Genomic DNA, 15,565 nt, shown 5'->3' on the forward strand with positions numbered 1-15,565 from the left:
GTGCGGCTCGAAAGGCAGTGAGTTTAGAGGAACAGGCCCGGCCCTGGGCGAACACCTTCGGGGAATTTGACGCCGACCTTGCGGATCTTGTTCCCCTCCATCGCCGCCACCGTCCAGGTCAGGCCCTGCCATTCGACCTGGTCGCCGATCACCGGTTCACCGCCGATCTCGTGGGCGATGAAGCGGCCCAGGGGCTGGCGACCGTCGAGGCCGTCCAGCTTGAGGCCGTAGAGTGCGGCCACCGCGCTCAGCTCGGCGTCGCCTTCCAGCACGAAGTCGCCGAAGAAGCGCAGGTCCTGGCCCCGTTGCGGCGCCTGGCTGAACAGCTTGCCGAGGGCCGGCAGGTCGTGCTCGTGGCCGATCACGCAGAGCAGGTCGCCGGCCTCCAGGGTGGTGCTGCCGGAGGGGTGCAGCAGCTCGTGGCCACGGAACAGTGCGGCGATCCGCGTTCCGTCGGGCATCTTCAGTTCGCGCAGGGCGGCGCCGATGCACCACTTCTCGGCGCCGAGGCGGTAGATGAACAGCTCCCACTGGCTGGTCGGGTGCACCTCCAGGCCGGCGCGGGACACCGGCGCCGGTTCCGGCGGCACGGTGACGCGCAACCACTTGGCCACCCAGGGCAGGCTGGTGCCCTGCAGCAGCAGGGAGACCAGGACGATGAAGAAGGCCAGGTTGAAGAACAGCTGGGCATTCTCCAGGCCGGCCATCAGCGGGAACACCGCGAGGATGATCGGCACCGCGCCGCGCAGGCCGACCCAGGCGATGAACAGCTTCTCGCGGTCGTGGAAGGCGCGGAACGGCAGCAGGCCCAGGTAGATCGACAGCGGCCGGGCGATGAGGATCATCCACAACGCCAGGCCCAGGGCCGGCAGGGCGATGGGCAGCAGTTCGCGGGGGGTGACCAGCAGGCCGAGGACCAGGAACATGCCGATCTGGCTGAGCCAGGCCAGGCCGTCGAGCATGTGCAGGATGCCGTGGCGCGAGCGGATCGGCCGGTTGCCCAGCAGCAGGCCGCACAGGTAGATGGCGAGGAAGCCGCTGCCGCCGACGGCATTGGTGATGGCGAAGATGATCAGGCCGCCGCTGACCACCAGCAAGGGGTAGAGGCCGTTGGCCAGGTGCATGCGGTTGACCAGGTTGAGCAGCAGCCAGCCACCGCCCAGGCCCAGCACGCCGCCGAGGCCGAACTGCAGCAGCAGTTGCAGCGGCAGGTCCCAGCCGAAGTCGGTCTGGCCGCGCACCAGCATGGCGATCAGGGTGACGGTGAGGAACACCGCCATGGGGTCGTTGCTGCCGGACTCGATCTCCAGGGTAGCGCTGACCCGTTCGTTGAGGCCACGGCCGCCGAGCAGGCCGAATACCGCCGCGGCATCGGTGGAGCCGACGATGGCGCCGATCAGCAGGCCCTCCATCGGGCTCAGGCCGAACAGCCAGGCGGCCGCGACGCCGGTCAGCCCGGCGGTGATCAGCACCCCGGCGGTGGCCAGCGACAGCGACGGCCACAGCGCCACGCGGAAGCTCTTGACCCGGGTGCGCATGCCGCCGTCGAGGAGGATCACCGCCAGCGCCAGGTTGCCCACCAGGTAGGCCAGGGAGTAGTCGGCGAAGTTGATGCCACCGGGCCCGTCGACCCCGGCGAGCATGCCGACGGCGAGGAAGATCACCAGGATGGGGATGCCGAAACGCGAGCCGAAGGCGCTGACCAGGATGCTCATGGCCACCAGCAATGCACCGATCAGGAACAGGTTGTTGATGGCGCTGGCGTCCAAGGGCGTACTCCGGGCGAGGGGAGAGGGCGCCTTCATGCATGGCGCGTGCCAGGGATTCTAACCGCAGGCCGGGGGCGGCGGGCAAAAAAATGCCCCGCGCCGAGCGGGGCATGGCCGCGAGTGCAGAGGCTCAGAACCAGGTGTCGCGCATGCCCAGGCAGCAGTCGTCGCGGGCCTCGAGCAGGGCCAGCTCGTGGTGGCAGGCCGGCACTTCCCAGGTCAGGAAGTAGCGCGCCGCCCGCAGCTTGCCGCGATAGAAGTCGGCATCGGCGGCATTGCCCCCGCCTTGCTGGAGCAGTGCCAGGCCCTGCTCGGCGCGAATCGCCTGTTCCAGCCAGCGCCAGCCGATGACCAGGTGGCCGAACACCTTGAGGTACAGCGCCGAATTGGCCAGGCCCTGGTTGACCTTGCCGGCCAGCAGGTCGCCGAGCAGCGCCAGGGTCACCGCCGACAGCCGCGCCAGCAGCTGCTCCAGGGGCTGGCGCAGGGCGCTCAAGGAGTCGTACTCGGCGGCGCGCTGGCAGCAGTCCTGGATCAGCTTGACCAGTTGCTTGAGCGCGGCGCCGCCGTTCATCGACACCTTGCGCCCGAGCAGGTCCAGCGACTGGATGCCGTGGGTGCCCTCGTGGATGGGGTTGAGGCGGTTGTCGCGGTAGTACTGCTCCACCGGGTACTCGCGGGTGTAGCCGTGGCCGCCGAGGATCTGGATGGCCAGCTCGTTGGCCTTGAGGCAGAACTCCGAGGGCCAGGACTTGACGATCGGGGTCAGCAGGTCGAGCAGCTGCAGTGCCTGTGCCCGCTGTTCCTCGGTGTCCAGGGTCTGGGTGTCGTCGAACAGCCGTGCGGCGTACAGGCCGAGGTCGAAGGCGCCTTCCACGTAGGCCTTCTGGGTCAGCAGCATGCGCCGCACGTCGGCGTGCTCGACGATCGCCACCTGGGGGCTGGCCGGGTCCTTGCCGTCGGGCCGGCGGCCCTGGGGACGCTGGCGGGCGTAGTCCAGCGAGTAGAGGTAGCCGGCGTAGCCGAGCATCACCGCGCCCATGCCGACGCCGATGCGCGCCTCGTTCATCATCTGGAACATGTAGGCCAGCCCCTGGTGCGGCTGCCCCACCAGGTAGCCGACGCACTGGCCGTTGTCGCCGAAGTTCAGCGCGGTGGAGGTGGTGCCGCGCCAGCCCATCTTGTGGAACAGCCCGGCCAGGGTTACGTCGTTGCGCGGGCCCAGCGAGCCATCGTCGTTCACCAGGTGTTTCGGCACGATAAACAGGCTGATGCCCTTCACCCCGGGCGGGGCGTCCGGCAGCTTGGCCAGCACCATGTGCACGATGTTCTCGCTCAGGGGGTGGTCGCCGGCGGAAATGAAGATCTTGTTGCCACGGATACGGTAGCTGCCGTCGGCGGCCGGTTCGGCGCGGGTGCGGATGTCCGCCAGGGAGGAGCCGGCGTGGGGCTCGGTCAGGGCCATGGTGCCGAAGCAGCGACCCTCGATCATCGGCTGCAGGAAGCGGCGCTTCTGCTCCGGGCTGCCGAAGCTCTCGATCAGGTTGGCCGCGCCCATGGTCAGGAAGGGGTAGGAGGTGGTCGCCGCGTTGGCCGCCTGGAAGTGGGCGAAGCAGGCCTGCGACAGCAGGTTGGGCAGCTGCATGCCGCCGGCCTCGAAGTCGCGGGTGGCATTGAGAAATCCGGCCGCGAGGAAGGCGTCCACCGCCGGCTTCACCTCGGGGATCAGCTGCGCGGCGCCGTCGACGTACTGCGGCTCGTGCTCGTCGTGCTTGCGGTTGTGCGGGGCGAACAGCGCCTCGGCGATACCGCGGGCGGTGGCGATGGCCGCCTCGAAAGTTTCTCGATTGTGCTCGGCGAAGCGCTCGCGGCGGGTCAGGGCTTCGGCGTCCAGCACCTCGTAGAGCTCGAACGCCAGGTTGCGGGAGCTGAGCAGTATCTCGGACATGGGCGGGCCTCCAGTGGATGGCGCCGAGTCTAGGCAGCCGCCCTGGGGCTGCCCAGCACTATCGATGGCCGTGATGGCGGCTCACATGGCCAGCCCTTCGGCCAGTTCGCGGGTCAGCTCGGCGGCGCCGATGGGCCGGCAGCCGGCGAGGTTCTGCCCGGCCCAGAGCGGCGAGCAGTCGCCCAGGCCCTGGCGTTCGGCGGCGGTGCGCAGGGGTGCGAGGACGGCCGCGGCCAGGGGGAAGGCCGGCACCTCGGCCGGCAGGGCGCCGAGGTTGCGCATCAGACGGTTGACGATGCCCCGCGCCGGGCGGCCGCTGAACAGGGTGGTCAGCGCCGTGTGGCGCGCCGCCTCGCTCTGCAGGGCGGCGCGGTGCACCGCGCTGGTGCTGGCCTCGGGGCACAGCAGGTAGGCGCTGCCGACCTGCACCCCGGCCGCGCCCAGGCGCCGCGCCGCGGCGACTCCGGCGGCGTCGGCGATGCCGCCGGCGGCGATCACCGGCAGGCGCACGGCCCGCACCACCTGCGGCAGCAGGGCGAAGGTGCCGAGCTGGGTGGACAGGTCCGGGTCGAGGAACAGGCCGCGATGGCCGCCGGCCTCCAGGCCCTGGGCGATGATCGCATCGACGCCGCGGGCCTCCAGCCACAGGGCCTCGGCCACCGTGGTGGCGCAACCGAGGATCTTCGCCCCGCTGGCCCGCACCCGGTCCAGCAGCGCCGCCTCCGGCAGGCCGAAGTGGAAGCTGACCACCGCCGGGCGTAGCTCCTCCACCAGCTCGGCCATGGCCGCGTCGAAGGGCTGGCGCCCGGGGCCGGCGGGGACGCTGGCGGGGTCGACGTCGAACTCGGCATAGAAGGGCGCCAGCCGCTCGCGCCAGGCGGCCTCGCGGGCCGCATCCGCGAGTGGTTGGACATGGCAGAAGAAGTTGAGGTTGCACGGCCGGTCGGTCGCCGCGCGCAGGGCCAGCAGCTGCGTGCGCAGGCCGGCGGCGTCGAGCATGGCCGCCGGCAGTGAGCCGAGGCCGCCGGCCTGGCACACGGCGATAGCCAGGCGCTGGTCCTGGGCGCCGGCCATGGGCGCCTGGATGATGGGCAGTTCGCAGCCGAGCAATGTCTGTAGGGTCATGGGGCCTCCTTGGCCGCAGCGGGGGGAGGGCGAGCATGCCACAGTTGGCGTATCGGTTCGTCGCCCGCGGTCGCGGCCGGTTACACTGCGCGCCTGTCCCGAGGGAGTCCCGATGAACTACCGCCATGCCTTCCACGCCGGCAACCACGCCGACGTGCTCAAACACCTGGTCCTGAGCCGACTGCTCGCCCTGCTGGGGCGCAAGGAGGCCCCCTTCGCCTACCTCGACAGCCATGCCGGTGTCGGCCTCTACGACCTGGCCGGCGATCAGGCCAGCCGCACCGGCGAGTGGCGCGAGGGCATCGGCCGCCTGTGGCAGGCCGCGGCGGCGCCGGAGCTGCTGCAGGACTACCTCGAGGTGATCCGCGCCATGAACCCGGATGGCCCGCTGCGCTACTACCCCGGCTCGCCGGAGCTGGCGCGGCTGCTCAGCCGCGAGCAGGACCGCCTGCAGCTCAACGAGAAGCACCCGGAGGACGGTGCGCTGCTCAAGGACAACATGCGCGGCGACCGCCGCGTGGCGGTGCACCGGGGCGAGGGTTGGCATGTGCCGCGGGCGCTGCTGCCGACCCGGGAGAAGCGCGTGCTGCTGCTGATCGACCCGCCGTTCGAGCAGGCCGACGAGCTGGAGCGCTGCCTGCAGGCGCTCGGCGAGGCCCTGGGGCGGATGCGTCAGGCGATCGTGGCGATCTGGTACCCGATCAAGGACGAGCGCCAGCTCAAGCGCTTCTATGCCGGCCTGCAGCGTAGCGGCGCACCCAAGCTGCTGCGCGCCGAGCTGCTGGTGCACCGTCCGGACGACCCCGCGCGCCTGGCCGGTTCGGGCCTGGCCATCGCCAACCCGCCTTGGGGCCTGGAGCAGGAGCTCCAGCAGCTGCTGCCCTGGCTGGCCGAGCACCTGGCCCAGAGCGAGGGCGGCTGGCGCCTGGACTGGCCGGTGCCGGAATGACGCCCTAGCGCCCCGCCTGCGGTTCCACGTAGTAGCTCACCTGCTGGCGCGGACTGAGGTACTCGTACACCGTGCCGGGCAGCTCGCCGGGGCGCAGGCTGCGGGCGATCGCCAGGCCCGGCTCGTCCAGTAGGTCGAGGATCGGTGCCTCGGTCTTGGGCAGCTGCTCGTCGTACAGGATCAGCGTGGGCCTGAGCGGCCGGCCGGGGTTCATGCCCAGCACCAGGCCGTAGCGCTGGTCGTCCAGCTGCACCAGGCTGCCGGGCGGGTAGACCCCCATGCAGCGGATAAAGGCCTTGAGTGCCACCTCGTCGAAGCGCTCGCGCTCCTGGGCGAACATCCGCGACAGGGCCTCGTGGGGGCTGAGGGCGTCCTCGACCCGCAGCGGGTTGCACAGGTTGTCGAACCTATTGGTGATGCACACCAGGCGGCTGAGGCGGCCGATCGCCGCTTCGCGCAGCTGGCGCGGGTAGCCGCTGCCGTCGCAGTACTCGTGGTGCTCGTGGATGATGCGCAGCACCTCGTCGTCGAGCATCAGGCGCTGGCCCATGCGCAGGCCGAACTCGGTGTGCAGTTGCAGCAGCTGTTGCTCGGGGCGGGTCAGCGGCTCGCTCTTGAGCAGCACCTTGCTCGGCACCTCGAGCTTACCGGTGTCATGCAGCAGCGCCCCCAGGCCCAGGGTGTGGACGGCCTCGGCGTCCAGGCCGAGCTGGCGTCCCAGCAGCATGGACAACACGGTGACGTTGAGGGCATGGGAGTGGGCATCCTCGGCGGCCTTGCCGGTGATGTTGTGCAACACCACCTCATGATCACCGCACATGGCCTCGACCAGGCCGCGTACCACCTCGCCGGCCTGGCGGATGGCATGTTCGGGCTGGCTGCGCAGCGTCTGGTTGAGCGTCTTGACCTGTTGGCCGGCCTTGAGAAAGCTGCGGTCCACCTCGGCCAGGCGTTTGCGCAGGGCCCTGAGGGTATCGGCCCGGGCCTGCCGCGCCAGGGCCAGGGCATCGACCGCAGGTGCCGGCATAGGCTCGGGTGCGGCCGTCGGCAGTGGCGGTGGCGGGCAATCGCTGCGCGCCGGGTCGTAGCGCAGCTGCGCCAGGCCCAGGGCCCGCAGCGCGTCGATCTGGCCCTGGTCCTTGATCTTGAAGCTGTTGCGGGCGAAACCGTGCTTCCACCAGCTCAGCTCGAGCTGGATGAACAGGCCGACGCACAGCTGCTCGGGGCGGATGAGATGGCCGTCGGGCATGGGGGCTCGCGGGGTAGACTAGTGGCTAATGGCCAGAGTATATCCTTTTGTCCGCCAGCGGTTGCGTCGCGCCGGCCTCAGGCCGGCAGGCAGACGCCGGTGCCAGCCAGGCCGCAATAGCCGCCGGGGTTCTTCGCCAGGTACTGCTGGTGATAGGCCTCGGCATAGTAGAAGGGCGGCGCCTCGGCGATCTCGGTGGTGATGGCGCCGAGGCCGGCCTTGTCCAGCTCGGCCTGGAACCTGGCCTGGCTGGCCAGGGCCGCGGCCAGTTGTTCGGCGCCGTAGCAGTAGATGGCCGAGCGATATTGGCTGCCGACATCGTTGCCCTGACGCATGCCCTGGGTGGGGTTGTGCGCCTCCCAGAATACCCGGAGCAGGGCAGCGAAGCTGATCAGTTGCGGGTCGAAGACCACCAGCACCACCTCCGTGTGGCCGGTCAGTCCCGAGCAGGTTTCCTCGTAGGTCGGGTTGGGCGTGTGGCCGCCGGCATAGCCGACCGCGGTGGTCCACACCCCCGGTTGCTGCCAGAAGCGTCGCTCGGCGCCCCAGAAGCAGCCGAGGCCGAATAGCACCCGTTGCAGGCCCGCCGGGAAGGGCGGCTGCAGCGGGCGACCATTGACATAGTGGGCGTCCGGCACCGGCAGCGGTGTGGCGCGTCCGGGCAGGGCCTGATCGGCACTGGGCAGGTGCAGTTTGTGGGCGAGTATTTGCGAGCGTAGAACCATGTAGCCTGTCCTCGACGAAGAGCCTGTGAGCAGATAGACCGCGGGGCTGCGGCAGAGTTACACCCCCGGTCAGACCGGTGATCGGCGCGGGTAGCGTTTCAGGCGCTCGACCAGCTCGCGTCCGGCGATCGGCCGGTCGAACAGATAGCCCTGGCCGATATCGCACTGCTGGCGGCGCAGGAAGCCCAGCTGGGCGGCGCCCTCGATGCCCTCGGCGACCACCTTGAGCTTCAGATTGTGGGCCATGGCGATCACCGCCGAGGTGATTTCCATGTCGTCCTGGTTTTCCGGGATGTCCTTGATGAAGCTGCGATCGATCTTGATCACGTCGATGGGGAACTTCTTCAGGTAGCTCAGCGAGGAATAACCGGTGCCGAAGTCGTCCATCGCCAGGGTCAGGCCCAGGCTCTTGAGGCGACTGAGCTGGTCGCGGGTGTCGTCGGTGGCCTCCAGCAACAGGCCCTCGGTCAGCTCCAGCTCGAGCAGTGCCGGGGGCAGCTGTTCCTCCTTCAGGATCGTGGCGATGGCGCCGACCAGGTCGGGGTCGGAGAACTGCTTGGGCGACAGGTTGATCGCCACCTGCAGGCTGCCCAGGCCGAGCGTGGCCAACTGCTTGCTCATCCGGCAGGCCTGGCGCGCCACCCACTTGCCGATGGGGATGATCAGGCCGGTTTCCTCGGCCACGGCGATGAACTGGTCCGGGCGGATCATGCCCTTCTCCGGGTGCTGCCAGCGCAGCAGGGCCTCCATGCCGAGCAGCTGGCCGCTCCTGAGGCACAACTTGGGCTGGTAGAAGACCTCCAGTTCGTTCTGGGTCAGGGCGCGGCGCAGGTTGCTCTCGACGAACAGCTTGTAGTCGGCCTCGGCGTTCAGCGCCGCGGTGAACAGCTGCAGCTGGTGCTTGCCGTTGGCCTTGGCCTTGTGCAGGGCCAGGCCGGCATGCTTCATCAGGGTCTGCGGGTCCTGCCCGTGCAGGGGGGCGCAGGCCAGGCCCACCGAGGCGGTGACGCTGATCAGCTGGTTGTCGACGAACAACGGCTTGTCCAGGGTCTGCAAGACCTGCAGGGCGGTGTGCTGGCCCTCCTCGATGCCGTGGTCTTCCAGCAGGATGGCGAACTCGTTGCTGGCGAAGCGCGCCAGCACGCCGGTCGGGGCCAGGCTGTTGCGCAGGCGTCGGGCCAGGCTGCTCAGCAGCTTGTCGCCGGTCTGGTGGCCGAGGCTGTCGTTGATCCGCTTGAAGTTGTCGATGTCCACCAGCAGCAGGCTCAGCGGCTTGCCGTCGGCCAGGGAGAAGCGCTCCTCCAGGGCCCGGATGAAGGCGTAACGGTTGCTCAGGCCGGTGAGGTTGTCGCTGAAGGCCAGGCGCTCGATGCGCTGCTGAGCCTGCTTGCCCTCGGTGATGTCCTCGTAGATGCCGATGTAATGAGTCAGGCTGCCGTCTTCGCCATGCACCTTGGAGATCGACAGCTGGCTCCAATAGGGCTCGAAGTTCTTGCGCCGGCTCTTGAATTCGCCCTGCCAGCTGTTGTGCTCGGACAGCCCGGAACCGGCGGCGAACAGCAGGTCGCTGAGGTTTTCCAGGGCCGGCAGTTCGGACAGGCGGCGGCCCTGGACCTCCTCGGCGCTGTATTGGGTGATGGCGGTGAAGCTCGGGTTGACGTACTCCACCAGGCCGTCGCGGTCCAGCAGGATGAAGGCGCTGGCGCTCTGCTCGACCGCGCGCTGGAACAGGTGCAGGGCACTGGCGGCGCTGCGCCGCTGATGGTTGCTCAGTACCTGGGCGTACTGGTCGGCCAGCTCGCCGGCCAAGGCGATTTCGTCGGCCAGCCAGGTGCGTCGTTCGCCGACATGCTCCAGGCAGAGCACGCCAACCACCTCGCCGCCGACGCGGACGCTGGCATCGAGCATGGCGCCGATGCCCAGGGGCGCCAGGTAGTGCCGGTTCAGCTCGCGGGTGCGCGGGTCGTTCGGGGCATCATGGGCGTCGATGGTCCGGCCGCTGTGCAAGGCGTGCAGGTACACCGGGTAGGGGCTGACGTCCAGGGGCGCGCCCTGCTCGAACAGGTCGATATCGTGGCGGTACAGGGCCACGGGCTCGAGTGTCGCCCCCTGCAGGCTCCAGATGCCCGCCCGGGCCACTCCGTAGATTTCGCAAGCGGCCCGGGTAATGAGTTCGGCGGCTTCGTGCAGCGGGTCGTTGCTGCTGTAGCGATGGCGAGCCAGGCGCAGGATCAGATCCTGCTGGACGCGGGAGCGCAGCCGTTCGGGAGAGATCGGCGGTTTCGGCTGTGGCTGGTTCGCCGCCAGCAGCTCGTTGAGCCCCGGTGCGGCCTCGACCACCGGCCCGCCGTCGGCCATCAGCAGGTAGCCGCGCAGCAGCTGGCGGTTGCGTTGCTTGAAGGGCTCGCCCAGCTCCGTCAGCCGCAGCGGGCCGCGGGGCGTGTGCAGGGTGTAATGCACCAGGTAGCGTGGCTGGCGGGCCAGCTGCTGCTGGATGGCGTCGTGTTGGCGGTGGCGCGCCTCGGGCTCCATCAGGCTGGCGTAGGGGGCGTCGAGCAGGGCGCAGAGGTCGCTGGCGGGGATGCCCAGGTGCTGCTCGCAGTCGGGGTCGAGAAACAACAGCGTCCAGCTCGCCTCGTTGAGCCGCTCGAAGCGCAGCAGGCCAAGTTGCGAAGGCACTGGCAACTGCGTCACAGCCTCGGCCGCTAGTCGGCTCGCGGCATCGGTATGGCTTTTCATTGGGCGGCTGGCTTCCAGTATGCTGACCGAGTCGGGGTCTCGGCCCACTTCACTATCGCGTCGGGCAAGGGTGCATCATGCAAATACGACTGACAAGAAATCTAATCGCTTCGTTGCTGCTGGGTGGCCTGCTGGCCAATCCGCTGTTCGCCGCGGAGTCCGCGACAGGCCTGACTGGCGCCGAGCAGGCGCGTTACCTGAGCGAGCTCAAGCGCCTGTACCTGACCCAGGACGAGCGTCAGGCGTTGCTGGCCCACAGCAACGACCTGCTCAAGACCTATGCCCTGAGCGCCGCCTACCAGGTCGGTCAGGCGCAGCGCCAGGACCTGCTCTATCAGCTGCGCCTGGGCGCGCCGGGCGAGCTGCTGTTGCGCGAGGAGAGCCGCGGCGCCCAGGGCACCGATATCGCCGTGCGCAACCAGCGCATCGCCCTGTTCGGCGTCGACCCCTTTATCCGCTACGACTGCCCGCCGAGTGGCATCAGTTGCGTGCTGTTCAGCCCGGCGGACGGCAGCCCGCTGCTCAGCATAGTGCGGGACCATCAGGGCGCGGCTGAGCTGGCCAAGGCCCTGAGCTTCCTGATTCGCAACCTGCAGAAAGGCTAGGGCGCGGCACCCGCCGGACAGGCAAAAAAAACCCCGCCTAGGGGCGGGGTTGAGGATACGAGCGTGGCGTGCTCGAAAGCTGTAGCCGGGACTTACAGCAGCAGCGTGCGGATGTCTCCCAGCACTTCGCCCAGGCGCTTGGTGAAGCGCGCCGCGGCGGCGCCGTTGATCACCCGGTGGTCGTAGGACAGCGACAGCGGCAGCATCAGCTTGGGCTGGAAGGCCTTGCCGTCCCACACCGGCTGCATGGTCGCCTTGCTCACACCGAGGATCGCCACCTCCGGCGCATTGACGATCGGCGTGAAGCCGGTGCCGCCGATGTGGCCGAGGCTGGAGATGGTGAAGCAGGCGCCCTGCATGGCATCGGCCGAGAGCTTCTTGGTACGCGCCTTTTCCGCCAGTTCGGCGGCCTCGGCGGCCAGTTGCAGCAGGCTCTTCTGGTCGACGTCGCGGATCACCGGGACCAGCAGGCCGTCCGGGGTGTCCACGGCGAAGCCGATGTGCACGTATTTCTTGCGGATCACCGCCTTGCCGCTCGGTGCCAGGGAACTGTTGAAGTCCGGCAGCTCCTTGAGCAGGTGGGCGCAGGCCTTGAGCAGCAGCGGCAGCACGGTCAGCTTGACCCCGGCCTTCTCGGCGACGGCCTTCTGGGCGACGCGGAAGGCTTCCAGCTCGGTGATGTCGGCCGAGTCGAACTGGGTCACGTGGGGCACGTTGAGCCAGCTGCGGTGCAGGTTGGCGGCGCCGACCTGCATCAGGCGGGTCATCGCCACTTCTTCCACTTCGCCGAACTTGCTGAAGTCCACGACCGGGATTGGCGGGATGCCGGCGCCGCCGGTGGCGCCGGCCGGCGCCTCCTTGGCCTTCTGCATCATCGCCTTGACGTAAACCTGCACGTCCTCCTTGAGGATCCGGCCCTTCGGTCCGCTGCCGTTGATGGCGCCGAGTTCGACGCCGAACTCGCGGGCCAGCTGGCGTACCGCCGGGCCGGCATGCACCTTGGCGCCGTCACGCTTGGGCGCGGCGGCGACGTTGGCGGCGGCCGCCGCCAGCTTGGCGATGGCACTGACCTCGGCGGCTACCTCCGGCGAGGCGCCGGCGGGGGTGCGATGCACCGCTTCTTCGCCAGCCGGGGGCTGGGCCGGGGCGGCGGCCGGCGCTGCGGCACCGGCCACTTTCAGCTTGAGGATCAGGTCGCCGGTGCCGACCTCGGCATCCAGTGCCACCTCGACGCTTTCCACCACGCCGGCGGCCGGCGAGGGAATCTCCATGCTCGCCTTGTCCGACTCCAGGGTGATCAGCGACTGGTCGGCCTCGACCTGGTCGCCGGCCTTGACCAGCACCTCGATGACCTTGGCCTTGCCGGCCGAGCCGATATCCGGGACATGGACATCCTGCACCGACTCGGCGGCAGGGGCGGACGCCGCCGGGGCCTCGGCTTTCGCCTCGGGCTGCTGCGCCTGGGGGGCCTCCTCGCGCGGCTGTTCGGCCTTGGGCGCGGCCTCGGCCGCGCCTTCGGTTTCCAGCTCGAGCAGCTCATCGCCCTCTTTCAGGCGGTCGCCCAGCTTGACCTTGAGGCTCTTGATGACCCCGGCCTTGGGCGCCGGGATTTCCATGCTGGCCTTGTCCGACTCCAGGGTCAGCAGGCTCTGGTCGGCCTCGATACGGTCGCCGACCTTGACCATCAGCTCGATGACTTCGCCTTCGCCACTGCCGATATCGGGTACGCGGATTAGTTCGCTCACGGTGCGTCTCCTTAGCAGTCCAGCGGGTTGCGTTTTTCCGGGTCGATGCCGAACTTGGCGATGGCCTCGGCCACGACCTTGGGTTCGATATCGCCACGGTCGGCGAGGGCTTCCAGGGCGGCCAGCACCACCCAGTTGCGGTCCACTTCGAAGAAGTGGCGCAGCTTCTGGCGGCTGTCGCTGCGGCCGAAGCCGTCGGTGCCCAGCACCTTGTATTCCTTGCACGGTACCCACTGGCGAATCTGGTCGGCGAACAGCTTCATGTAGTCGGTGCTGGCGATGACCGGGCCCTGACGGCCCTTCAGGCACTGCTCGACGTAGGTCAGCTGCGGCTTCTGTTCCGGGTGCAGGCGGTTGTGGCGCTCCACGGCCAGGCCGTCGCGGCGCAGTTCGTTGAAGCTGGTGACGCTCCACACATCGGAGGCGACGTTGTACTCGTCACGGAGGATCTGCGCCGCGGCGCGCACTTCGCGCAGGATGGTGCCGCTGCCGAGCAGTTGCACGTGGTGGGCGGCTTCCTTCTTGTCCTCTTCGAGCAGGTACATGCCCTTGATGATGCCTTCCTCGACACCTTCAGGCATGGCCGGCTGCTGGTAGGCCTCGTTCATCACGGTGATGTAGTAGAAGACGTTTTCCTGCTCTTCCATCATGCGCCGCGTGCCTTCGCGAATGATCACCGCCAGCTCGTAGCCGTAGGTCGGGTCGTAGGTGCGGCAGTTGGGGATGGTCGCGGCCATCAGGTGGCTGTGACCGTCCTCGTGCTGCAGGCCCTCGCCGTTGAGGGTGGTGCGCCCGGCGGTACCGCCGATCAGGAAGCCACGGGTGCGGCTGTCGCCGGCGGCCCAGGCCAGGTCGCCAATGCGCTGGAAGCCGAACATCGAGTAGAAGATGTAGAACGGCAGCATCGGCTGGTTGTGGCAGCTGTAGCTGGTGCCGGCGGCGATGAACGAACTCATGGCGCCGGCTTCGTTGATGCCTTCCTCGAGGATCTGGCCCTTCTTGTCCTCGCGGTAGAACATCACCTGGTCCTTGTCGACCGGCTCATACAGCTGGCCCACGGAGGAGTAGATGCCGAGCTGGCGGAACATGCCTTCCATGCCGAAGGTGCGCGCCTCGTCCGGGATGATCGGCACGATGCGCTGGCCCAGTTCCTTGTCCTTGACCAGCTGCGCGAGGATGCGCACGAAGGCCATGGTGGTGGAGATTTCGCGGTCGCCGCTGCCGTCGAGGATGGCCTTGAGGGTCTCCAGCGGCGGGGTCGGGATGGCGAAGCTGTTGGCGCGGCGCTGCGGCACGAAGCCGCCCAGGGCCTCGCGCTTCTTGCGCAGGTACTTGCCCTCGGCACTGTCGGCGTCCGGCTTGAAGAACGGCAGGCTCTCCAGCTCGTCGTCCTTGACCGGGATGTCGAAGCGGTCGCGGAATTTCTTCAGGCTGTCGACGTCGACCTTCTTGGTGTTGTGGGCGATGTTCTTCGCCTCGCCGGCACCGGTGCCGTAGCCCTTGATGGTCTTGGCCAGAACCACGGTCGGCTGACCCTGGTGGTTGACCGCCTGGTGGTAGGCCGCATAGACCTTGTAGGGGTCGTGGCCGCCGCGGTTGAGCTTCCAGATTTCCTCGTCGGAGAGGTCCTTGACCATCTCCTTGAGTTCCGGGCTGTTGAAGAAGTGTTCGCGGACGAAGGCCCCGTCCTTGGCCTTGTAGTTCTGGTAGTCGCCGTCGACCACCTCGTCCATGCGCCGCTGCAGCAGGCCGTCGGTGTCCTTGGCCAGCAGCGGGTCCCAGAAGCGGCCCCAGACCACCTTGTTGACGTTCCACTGGGCGCCGCGGAACACGCCTTCCAGTTCCTGGATGATCTTGCCGTTGCCGCGTACCGGGCCGTCGAGGCGCTGCAGGTTGCAGTTGATGACGAAGATCAGGTTGTCCAGTTTCTCGCGGCCGGCCAGGGAAATGGCGCCGAGGGATTCCGGCTCGTCGCACTCGCCGTCGCCGAGGAAGCACCAGACCTTCTGCTTGCCCGCCGGGATGAAGCCGCGGTGCTCCAGGTACTTCATGAAGCGTGCCTGGTAGATCGCCTGGATCGGGCCCAGGCCCATGGACACGGTGGGGAACTGCCAGAAGTCCGGCATCAGCCAGGGGTGCGGGTAGGACGACAGGCCCTGACCGTCCACTTCCTGGCGGAAGTTGTTCAGCTGGTCTTCGCTGATGCGGCCTTCCATGAAGGCGCGGGCGTATATGCCCGGCGAGGCATGGCCCTGATAGAAGATCAGGTCGCCGCCGTGCTCCTCGGTCGGAGCCTGGAAGAAATAGTTGAAGCCGATGTCGTACAGCGTGGCCGAGGAGGCGAAGCTGGAGATGTGGCCGCCCAGGTCCGGGTCCTTGAGGTTGGTGCGCATCACCATGGCCAGGGCGTTCCAGCGCACCAGCGAGCGGATGCGGCGTTCCATGAACAGGTCGCCGGGCATGCGGGCTTCGTGGGATACCGGGATGGTGTTGCGGTAGGGCGTGGTGATGGCGTAGGGCAACTGGGAACCACTGCGGGTGGCCAGCTCGCCCATGCGGGTCATCAGGTAGTGCGCACGGTCTTCACCCTCACGGTCGAGGACGGACTCAAGGGCGTCCAGCCATTCCTGGGTTTCGATCGGATCGAGGTCTTGCATGGCTTGCTCCAGGGCGGAAAGGCTTCCAGAATCGGAGGCCAGGGTTCGTGCCCG

Annotated in this window: 10 protein-coding genes; 2 read left to right on the top strand and 8 right to left on the bottom strand. The window is 68.5% G+C overall.

What is annotated here, in order from left to right; genetic code table 11:
* Positions 1–23: 23 nt before the first annotated feature.
* From SBP02_RS02275 to SBP02_RS02285, 3 genes are all read right to left on the bottom strand, one after another.
* Positions 24–1,769: a potassium/proton antiporter gene (locus SBP02_RS02275; RefSeq protein ID WP_318644801.1), complete on the bottom strand. Its 1,746-nt coding sequence runs from the start codon at positions 1,767–1,769 to the stop codon at positions 24–26.
* Positions 1,770–1,899: 130 nt separating this feature from the next.
* A complete protein-coding gene (locus SBP02_RS02280; RefSeq protein WP_318644802.1) occupies positions 1,900–3,717 on the bottom strand; it encodes an acyl-CoA dehydrogenase in 1,818 nt (605 codons plus the stop codon).
* A gap of 81 nt (positions 3,718–3,798) precedes the next feature.
* Entirely contained in the window at positions 3,799–4,842 is a 1,044-nt protein-coding gene (locus SBP02_RS02285; RefSeq protein ID WP_318644803.1) for an NAD(P)H-dependent flavin oxidoreductase, read from the bottom strand.
* A gap of 112 nt (positions 4,843–4,954) precedes the next feature.
* On the opposite strand from SBP02_RS02285, the gene SBP02_RS02290 reads away from it, so the two are divergent.
* Positions 4,955–5,791, top strand: coding sequence for a 23S rRNA (adenine(2030)-N(6))-methyltransferase RlmJ (locus SBP02_RS02290; RefSeq protein ID WP_318644804.1), 837 nt, complete (start codon positions 4,955–4,957; stop codon positions 5,789–5,791).
* A 4-nt stretch (positions 5,792–5,795) separates the two neighbouring features.
* On the opposite strand, the gene SBP02_RS02295 is transcribed toward SBP02_RS02290, so the two are convergent.
* The 3 genes from SBP02_RS02295 to SBP02_RS02305 form a co-directional block, all read right to left on the bottom strand.
* Positions 5,796–7,040 (bottom strand): HD-GYP domain-containing protein, encoded by a 1,245-nt coding sequence (locus tag SBP02_RS02295; protein WP_318644805.1) that lies wholly within the window; start codon positions 7,038–7,040, stop codon positions 5,796–5,798.
* 77 nt (positions 7,041–7,117) lie between these two features.
* Positions 7,118–7,765, bottom strand: coding sequence for a peptide-methionine (S)-S-oxide reductase MsrA (gene msrA / locus SBP02_RS02300; RefSeq protein ID WP_318644806.1), 648 nt, complete (start codon positions 7,763–7,765; stop codon positions 7,118–7,120).
* Between the two features lie 69 nt (positions 7,766–7,834).
* Positions 7,835–10,504 (bottom strand): putative bifunctional diguanylate cyclase/phosphodiesterase, encoded by a 2,670-nt coding sequence (locus SBP02_RS02305; protein WP_318644807.1) that lies wholly within the window; start codon positions 10,502–10,504, stop codon positions 7,835–7,837.
* 77 nt (positions 10,505–10,581) lie between these two features.
* Between SBP02_RS02305 and SBP02_RS02310 the strand changes: the two genes are divergently transcribed.
* Entirely contained in the window at positions 10,582–11,109 is a 528-nt protein-coding gene (locus tag SBP02_RS02310; RefSeq protein WP_318644808.1) for a hypothetical protein, read from the top strand.
* 92 nt (positions 11,110–11,201) lie between these two features.
* Here SBP02_RS02310 and aceF read toward each other — a convergent pair whose 3' ends face one another.
* Positions 11,202–12,854 (bottom strand): dihydrolipoyllysine-residue acetyltransferase, encoded by a 1,653-nt coding sequence (aceF, locus tag SBP02_RS02315; protein ID WP_318644809.1) that lies wholly within the window; start codon positions 12,852–12,854, stop codon positions 11,202–11,204.
* Positions 12,855–12,865: 11 nt separating this feature from the next.
* Positions 12,866–15,511 (bottom strand): pyruvate dehydrogenase (acetyl-transferring), homodimeric type, encoded by a 2,646-nt coding sequence (gene aceE, locus SBP02_RS02320; RefSeq protein WP_318644810.1) that lies wholly within the window; start codon positions 15,509–15,511, stop codon positions 12,866–12,868.
* Positions 15,512–15,565: the final 54 nt, after the last annotated feature.

Origin of the sequence: Pseudomonas benzenivorans, assembly GCF_033547155.1 — a bacterium.
In the GTDB taxonomy this organism is placed as follows: Bacteria; Pseudomonadota; Gammaproteobacteria; order Pseudomonadales; family Pseudomonadaceae; genus Aquipseudomonas; species Aquipseudomonas benzenivorans_B.